Annotated in this window: 1 protein-coding gene; it reads left to right on the forward strand. The window is 43.8% G+C overall.

Annotated features, from left to right (window positions below):
• A partial coding sequence (gene bamA, locus R7R24_RS25685; protein WP_318119945.1) for an outer membrane protein assembly factor BamA occupies window positions 1-856 on the forward strand: 856 nt, incomplete at both ends.

The raw sequence follows: 856 nt of genomic DNA on the forward strand, positions 1-856 counted from the left end.
GAAGCGCTTGACCGTACTACGCTAAGTAACATCGAAAAAGGCTTGGAAGATTTTTACTACAGTGTTGGTAAGTACAACGCAACAGTGAAAGCGGTCGTAACTCCATTGCCACGTAACCGTTCTGACTTGAAATTTGTCTTCACGGAAGGCGTGTCGGCAAAAATTCAGCAAATCAACTTTATCGGTAATGAAGTCTTTTCGGATGAAGAACTTCTTTCTCGTTTCAACTTGAACGTTGATGTGCCTTGGTGGAATTTCCTCGCGGACGAAAAATACCAAAAGCAAGTGCTTGCTGGTGATATCGAAGCGCTGAAGTCATTCTATCTTGACCGCGGCTACCTGAAATTTAACGTTGATTCTACACAAGTTGCGATCTCTCCTGACAAGAAAGGGGTATACATTACTCTTGGCTTGGAAGAGGGCGAAGTGTACACCGTTAAAGATGTAAAATTCCGCGGTGACCTGATTGGTGAAGAAGCGACCTTCGAACGACTCGTTCCATTCGAAGACAATGAAACGTACAACGGTTCTCTTGTGACTTCGATGGAAGAAGGCATCAAGCGTGTGCTTGGTGAATCTGGCTACGCTTACCCTCAAGTAAACACCATCCCTGAATTTGACGATGAAAACAAACAAGTCTCCTTGGTTGTGAATGTTGATCCAGGTAATCGAATTTACGTTCGCGACATTCGTTTTACTGGTAATAACTCAACGAAAGATGAAGTGTTGCGTCGTGAAATGCGCCAAATGGAAGGTAGCTGGCTAAACTCCAAGTCGATTGAAACTGGTAAGACACGACTTAACCGTCTTGGCTATTTTGAAAACGTAGAAGTACAAACGGTTCGTGTACCAGGTA

It is taken from the genome of Vibrio sp. 704 (genome assembly GCF_033339295.1).